The sequence below is a fragment of the Chitinophaga niabensis genome, from assembly GCF_039545795.1.
Taxonomy (GTDB): domain Bacteria; phylum Bacteroidota; class Bacteroidia; order Chitinophagales; family Chitinophagaceae; genus Chitinophaga; species Chitinophaga niabensis_B.
This window is the reverse complement of record NZ_CP154260.1, coordinates 7,182,451-7,190,000: the sequence shown is the minus strand read 5'-3', so window position 1 is coordinate 7,190,000 and position 7,550 is coordinate 7,182,451. Positions and strand designations below refer to the sequence as shown.

The 7,550-nt window shown below is 47.7% G+C and carries 5 protein-coding genes; 3 read left to right on the top strand and 2 right to left on the bottom strand.

All coding sequences use genetic code 11. The features are described from left to right. Positions 1–33: 33 nt before the first annotated feature. A complete protein-coding gene (locus AAHN97_RS28900) occupies positions 34–1,473 on the bottom strand; it encodes a DUF4476 domain-containing protein (protein ID WP_343305540.1) in 1,440 nt (479 codons plus the stop codon). Between the two features lie 20 nt (positions 1,474–1,493). Further along, entirely contained in the window at positions 1,494–2,003 is a 510-nt protein-coding gene (locus tag AAHN97_RS28895) for a biotin/lipoyl-containing protein (RefSeq protein ID WP_343305539.1), read from the bottom strand. Positions 2,004–2,127: 124 nt separating this feature from the next. Here AAHN97_RS28895 and AAHN97_RS28890 point away from each other — a divergent pair, with 124 nt between their 5' ends. The 3 genes from AAHN97_RS28890 (at position 2,128) to AAHN97_RS28880 (ending at position 7,547) form a co-directional block, all read left to right on the top strand. Further along, positions 2,128–4,719, top strand: a complete 2,592-nt coding sequence (locus AAHN97_RS28890; RefSeq protein ID WP_343305538.1) for a M1 family metallopeptidase — start codon at positions 2,128–2,130, stop codon at positions 4,717–4,719. A 384-nt stretch (positions 4,720–5,103) separates the two neighbouring features. After that, the gene (locus tag AAHN97_RS28885; RefSeq protein ID WP_343305537.1) at positions 5,104–6,429 is read left to right on the top strand and encodes a gluconate:H+ symporter; all 1,326 of its coding nucleotides are present in this window, start codon (positions 5,104–5,106) and stop codon (positions 6,427–6,429) included. Between the two features lie 20 nt (positions 6,430–6,449). After that, on the top strand, positions 6,450–7,547 hold the full coding sequence (locus AAHN97_RS28880; RefSeq protein ID WP_343305536.1) for a D-TA family PLP-dependent enzyme: 1,098 nt from the start codon (positions 6,450–6,452) through the stop codon (positions 7,545–7,547). Positions 7,548–7,550 lie beyond the last annotated feature (3 nt).

Here is a 7,550-nt window from a genome sequence, read left to right as displayed (position 1 = left end):
ATTCACCATTTGCGATATATAATGTACATGGAATTATTTCTTGAGCATCGCCTTAAAGCGGCCCTTGTAATAATCCTCCTTCAGCAGGTCTCCCAGGGTAGAGAAGTTCTGCGTATCATACGTTCTTGCATAAGCTGCATCCAGTAACTGATAACGATTCTCTTCCGTAGCAATTAATTGTGTCAGCGCACGGATCTGTTCTGTACTCACACAAACGGAACGTGTGCCCTTCCTGAAAGCATCCACCATATCATCGTCATTCTTCTTACCATTCATTGTACGCAACAGCTTGCGGAACGCATCTACTTCTAATATCTTCCCGCAATCGGAGTTCACCATTTTAATGGTTGGCTTCTTTTCCTCAACAGGCACCGATTCATTGAATTCAGCGTTAGCAATACTGTCCTTCACAAACGCAGCCCGCTCTGCCGCGGCTCTTTCTTCCTTACGTTTCTGACGTTTGGCATCCCGGATCTCTTTTGCACTCAGCTCTTCCTCGGGAGGAACGTTCTCTGTTACTACTTCCGCAGCCTTCTCTGCAACAGGTTCAGCAGGAGGAGTTGTAGTTTTATCAAAGTCTATAAATTCAGGCTCTGTTTGTCCTTTTTTCTTTTTAGGCTTACGCTCTTTCTTCACCGGTACCGCTTCTGAGGATACATCTGTTATAGTAGCCACCGCAGAATCAACCGCGGGAGCAACTGCAACCGCTTCATCAGCTGCTGCTTTCTTTTCATCTTCCATCACACTGCTTAACAGGTTCTTTTCTTCTTCCGTCAAAGCTTCCCGCTCTTTACGGTTCTTCCTGCCTTTCGGCTTTTTTGTTACAACAGGCGCAACATCTTCCACAACAGGAACAGGGTCAGCAGCCACCACAACCGGAACCGGTTTAGGTTTCGGAGCCTCCAAAGGCATATCGTCAGGCCGGTCGTCTGTTACCACCTTATCCAAAGCCTCAGCAAAACCGCCTTTCTTCCTGGGGATAACAGTATCGGCCTTTTTAGCCAGCGCCGCTTCCACATCCGCCTGCACATTATTGATCAGTTCCTTTTGTTCTGCAGTTGAACCTTCATTGGAAATGCGGGTAACCGTTACATTTTCCTGTAAAGGCGCGCCCCCACCGGATTTAAGTGTAGCAAATGTTTGAAGATCATACAAGGCGTAATCATTGTCTCCCGTATTCTTCAGCAAAAACCCGTAATCCCGCTGCCCCGTCAGCCGCAGCACATAAGATTGCTCAGGCGCTTCACTTTTCGGGAAACCAATGGTAACAGGTACTTTGCCCTGGGGCAATTTGGGCAGGATCACATATCCTTTCACGGAAGAACTCAGCATTTTCCCCTCCAGCTTTACATAAAAGGGCAGCTGCTTCTCATGCTGAATGTACACGAAGTACGATGCATCCTGTGCTGCCAGGCCAGAACTTACCAGCAGGCAACAGAACAGGTATAATAATTTCAATTTGAATCGATCCATAATGCTTCTTCTAACAAATATTATTCCAGCACAATTAATACCTCGCCTTTCTCAACGGCTGTGCGCTCCGTTACCTTCACTTCTTTCACCACGGCATCCGCCGTTGCTTTGAATACATTCTCCATTTTCATAGCCTCCAGGATCAGTACAGGGTCTCCTTTATGGATAGCCTGACCAGGACTCACCAACACTTTCAGTACCATTCCCGGCATGGGCGCCTTAATATCATTCACTTTCCGGGAAGAGGCTTCGCTGATCCCCATGGATGCCAGTAAACGGTCCATAGGCTCTTCCAGGGCCACTTCATACAGCGCCTGCGCAATCTGAAGGGTGAGCGTTTTGGTATCCCGGTCCGTTTTCACCACCTGTGCTACAAAACTTTTCCCGTCCATTAAGATGCTGAATCCACCGGAAGGCAGTGCCACTGCGCTCCAGTTTGTTTGCTTCCCGTTACATTCTACACCGCCGGAACCATCCCCGGCCGGGGTTATCTCAAACGGCTGGGTGCCGTTAACTGTTGCTTTGATCATAAATAACCTGTCCTGGTACTACAAAAATAACAATTTTAACCGCTTGCGTTGTATTTGGGCCATTTGTTTAAATTTGACCCCTGCCCTCATGAGGAGGGCCTATTTTTGTCTTAAACAACAATTCATGCATCTGCAACTCAAGAACACATTCAGCATTTTGCTGGCAGGATTCGCTGTCATAGGGCTTTGCGCCCCTGTGCTGGCTCAATCAGGCGAGCAGTCGAAAGAAGACCCGGCACTACAGATCTACCGCTCATCTCCCACTAAGATCAATAACCTCGTTCACACTAAGCTGGATGTACGTTTTGATTATGCTAAGCGCCAACTCAACGGAAAGGCCTGGATCACCCTCCAGCCCCACTTTTATCCCACGGATAGCCTTACGCTCGATGCAAAAGGTATGGACATCAAACAGGTTTCCCTGGTACAAACCAGTGGTGCTGCGGTACTGAAATTCCCCAGCGAAGCCATGCTGAAGAGCGCCAAAAGCAGTCCCCTTAAATATGAATATGACGGCAAAGAACTCCGCCTGAAACTCAATAAAACGTACAAAAGCAGCGAATCTTATACTGTTTTTGTTGAATATACCGCTAAACCGGACGAAGCAGAAGTAAAAGGCAGCGCAGCGATCACTGACGCTAAAGGCCTCTATTTCATCAATCCGGATGGCAAAGATCCTAAAAAGCCCATCCAGATCTGGACGCAGGGCGAAACAGAATCTTCCTCCGTATGGTTTCCTACTATCGACAAAACCAACCAGAAAACCACTTCCGAGATCAGTATGACGGTGGATAAGAAGTACATTTCCCTCTCCAATGGTAAACTGGTTAGCCAGAAACCCAATGCAGATGGCACCCGTACTGATACCTGGCGCATGGAACTTCCTCACGCCCCCTACCTCTTCATGATGGCCGTAGGTGATTTTGCCGTTGTAAAGGACCAATGGCGCGGAAAAGAAGTGAATTACTACCTGGAAAAGGAATACGCTCCTCATGCCAAAGCCATTTTCGGCAACACGCCTGAAATGATGACTTTCTACTCAAAGATCCTGGGATATGACTACCCATGGGTGAAATACTCACAGATCATCGTACGCGATTACGTTTCAGGCGCAATGGAAAACACCACCGCCACTATCCATGGCGATTTCCTCCAGAAAACAGACCGCGAACTGCTGGATGATGATGACCGCCAGGGAGAAGCCGTGATTGCACATGAGCTGTTTCACCACTGGTTTGGCGACCTCGCCACCTGTGAATCCTGGAGCAATCTCACCATGAATGAATCTTTTGCAGATTACAGTGAATACCTCTGGTTTGAGCATAAATTCGGTAAAGATGCTGCCGATGAACATGCCTACAGCGCTATGAACAATTACATGGAATCTGCAGAATACCAGGGAGATCATCACCTCGTACGTTTCCATTATCACGATAAAGAGAACATGTTTGATGCCATCACCTACCAGAAAGGTGGCCGCATCCTGAATATGCTCCGTAATTATGTGGGTGACGAAGCCTTCTTCAAAGCCCTCAATCTCTACCTGAAACAGAATGCCTTCAAATCAACGGAAGCCCACCAGCTCCGTCTTGCTATAGAAGAAGTGACTGGCCAGGATATGAACTGGTTCTTTAACCAATGGTACTTTGGCGAAGGTTATCCCACGCTGGACATCAATTATGATTACAGCCAGTCCGGCACCGCAAAAGTGATCATCTCCCAGAAAGGCGACAAAGTATGGGACCTCCCCATCGCTATTGATGTATACGCCGGCGGCAAAAAAGAACGCCACAACGTACGCGTAAAGGAAAAAGAAAACACCTTCTCCTTCCCCGTTAGCGCTAAGCCAGACTTCATTAATATCGATGCAGATAAAGTATTGATCGTTAAAAAAACAGACCGCCGCGACCTGAACACTTACGTGTTCCAATACAAGAACGCTCCTAATTACCTCGATCGAAGAGAAGCCATAGAAGCCTGTCTGAAACAGCAAACCAGCAATCCCGCAGCCCGTGCCACGGTAATTGCTGCCCTGAAAGATAAGTACGAAGGTCTCCGCTCCCTCGCCATCAGTGGCCTGAAACTGGACAACAACGACATAAAAACCGCTGCCCTGCCCATTCTTACAGACCTCGCAAAATCTGACGCCCACTCCCAGGTACGCGCAGCTGCTATCAAACAACTGGGCCGCCTGAAAGATGTTCAATACACCGCTCTCTTTGAAGGTGCATTGAAAGATCGTTCCTACCTGGTAGAAGGCACAGCCCTCAATGCTTTGGCGGAACTGGACATCAAAAAGGCCTATCAATTGGCCAAATCCATGGAAAAAGACGCCAAAGGCCTGTTGGGTAGTGGTATCGCCAGTGTTTACGCCAAAAACGGAGACGTAAGCGATGTGCCTTTCTTTGCACAGAAACTGGAAGAAAGCACTGGCCAGGACAAGATCGGCGCCGCCATCATGTACCTCAATATCCTCGGCAGTGTGGACGACACGCAAATAGTAACCAAAGGCATCGATGAAGTGGTAGCTGTGACAGAGAATTTCAACAACAGCTGGGTGAACAACTACATTATCAACCTGCTCACGCCTATGGCCAAAAAGAAACAGGAGAAAGCCGCCATCGCTAACGGAGATACCAAAGCCGCGCTGAGCAAGCAGGCTGCATATATCCAGCAGGCAGCGCAAAAGATAAAAGAGAATACCAAAGAAGATTAAAATGAGGTAGCCAGCGGCAGTTATACTATCAGCCGCCGTTGTGTCACTCACTTGAACGATCTGTTCGCTATTGAGAGGCAGTTCCGAAAGGACTGCCTCTTTTTTTGTCCCAAAGCGTACCAAACAGGCTCATAATCAGTGCTATAGTTGCTTATTCTTATATCATTCCTATAGCGCTCCTATAGCATTCCTATAGCATTGCAGGCACATAGGTATATCCAAACGATATAGAAATGCTATAGGAGTGCTATAGGAATGCGCTTTCAGCGATATAGGGATATACAACTATAGCCCTTCCATTGTACCGGGATGGGTATCCCTTTGTAATTCGCTCCACTTTTCCCTATCTTGAGAAAACCTTTATAAATTCCACCTCTCCAGCCCATGATATCACCCTTAATTCTCGTCACAGCAGCTATCCTCCTCCTGATCGTACTCATCGTATGGGTAAAACTGGATACCTTCATTTCCTTCCTGGTGATCAGCATCCTGCTCGCTTTAGCCTGTAAGATGACTGGCCCCGCAATAGGTAAGTCTATTGCCGGGGGAATCGGCTCCACCCTTGGCTCCCTTGTAACCATCCTTGGATTTGGGGCCATGTTGGGAAAACTGGTGGCAGACAGTGGCGCAGCCCAACAGATCACCTCTTCCATGGTAAAGATCTTCGGCATTAAACATATCCAATGGGGAATGGCCCTGGCCGGATTGCTGGTAGGTATCCCCATGTTCTATACCGCAGGATTTGTGGTAGTGGTTCCCCTCATTTTCGCAACAGGCATCTCTACCCGTTTACCCATGTTGTACCTGGGTATCCCCATGATCTCCGCACTTTCCACTGCACATGGTTTTCTTCCCCCGCATCCATCTCCGGTTGCTATCAGCCAGCAATTGGGAGCAGACATGGGAAAAACTTTGTTATATGGCCTCATCATCGCCATCCCTACCATCACACTGGCCGGGCCATTATTCGGCAGAACACTGAAAAAAATGCAGGTAACACCTGAACAGGGCCTGTTGAACATTTCCTTCAAACCAGATGCTGAACTACCCGGCCTGGGCATCAGCTTAGCAACTGCCCTGCTCCCCTTGATCCTGCTAACCATCACTACTTTACTGGACCCCGTGATAGAACACGGTACTTTCCTCCATTCGCTGGTTGGCGTAATTGGCGATCCCAATATTGCCATGCTGCTTTCCGTACTGGTAGCCATTTACTTTTTAGGCATCCGCCGCCAGCAATCCATGAAAGCCATTATGAAATCCATAGAAACAGCTTTCAAAGATGTAGCGCCTATCATGCTGATCATTGCAGGGGCCGGTGTTTTCATGCAGGTGATTAAAGATGGTGGCATCAATGTTTACATTGGTGAAGCCCTCAAAGGCCTTCCCGTTTCGCCATTGGTATTGGGCTGGATTATCGCAGCTGTTATCAGAGTATGCGTAGGATCTGCTACTGTAGCGGGTTTAACCACAGTAGGAATTTTATTGCCCCTGATCAAAGACCAAGCTGTACATCCTGAACTGATGGTGTTATCTATCGGAGCAGGCAGCCTTATGTTCTCTCATGTGAATGATGGCGGCTTCTGGCTGTTCAAAGAATATTTCAATCTCACACTGAAACAAACTTTTGCAACATGGTCCGTAATGGAAACCATTGTTTCTGTATGCGGATTGATCGGAGTGTTGGTATTGCATCAATTTATTGGATAACTTTAATGCAAAATTAAGAGATGACCAAAGAAGGGATATCATCCTGGCATCAGATAAAGGATACCGCCACTATCGCCTCCCCGGCCCTGCTGGTATACAAGGAAAAAGTCGCAGAGAATATCAATAAGATGATTGAGATGGCGGGAGGTACAGCCAGACTGATGCCTCACGTCAAAACACATAAAATGGGGCCGGTTATCACCATGCAACTGGCAAAGGGTATTACCCGTTTTAAATGTGCTACCTTTGCAGAAGCCAATATGTTAGCAGAAGCCGGCGCCAAAGATATAGTGGTAGCCTATCAGCTAAACTCCCCCACAGCAGAGAGTTTCGTCAAACTTACCCGCAAATATCCGGATACCCGTTTCGCTTCCCTGGTGGATAATATTGCATCTGCTCAATTATTAAACGATCTCTTTCAGCCACAAACGGCAGAAGTATACATAGACATCGATAATGGTATGCATCGCACAGGAATTGCGCCTGAAGCGGCTTTCGCGCTTTACCAGCAATTACGGCAACTGCCTAATATCCATTGCCGTGGCCTGCATGCATATGATGGGCATCTGCGGGAATCTGATCTGGGCATCCGTACGGAACAATGTAATGCAGCATTTCAGCCTGTAGCCGCTTTAGCGGAAAAGATGGATAACCCGGAGATCATTGCCGGCGGTACACCTACTTTTCCCATCCATGCCCAACGCAAAGATGTGATCTGCAGCCCGGGCACCTGCATCTTATGGGATGAGGGTTATAGCAGCTCCTTACCTGAACAGGACTTCATTCCTGCAGCATTACTGCTTGCTCGTGTGATCTCCAAACCACAGGAAGGCCATCTTACTTTAGACCTGGGGCACAAAGCCGTATCCGCGGAAAACCCCATTACCAAAAGGGTTTTCTTTAAAGACTTACCGGAATATGAAGTGATCTCTCAAAGCGAAGAACACCTGGTACTGAAAACACCGCTGGCTGCACAGTTTAAAGTAGGTGATATCTTATACGGCACACCGTGGCATGTTTGCCCTACGGTGGCATTGTATAACGAAGCACAGATCATTGAAAACAGCTCCCATACAGACACATGGGCAATTACCCGTGGCCGCCGCTTACTGAACTAAAAT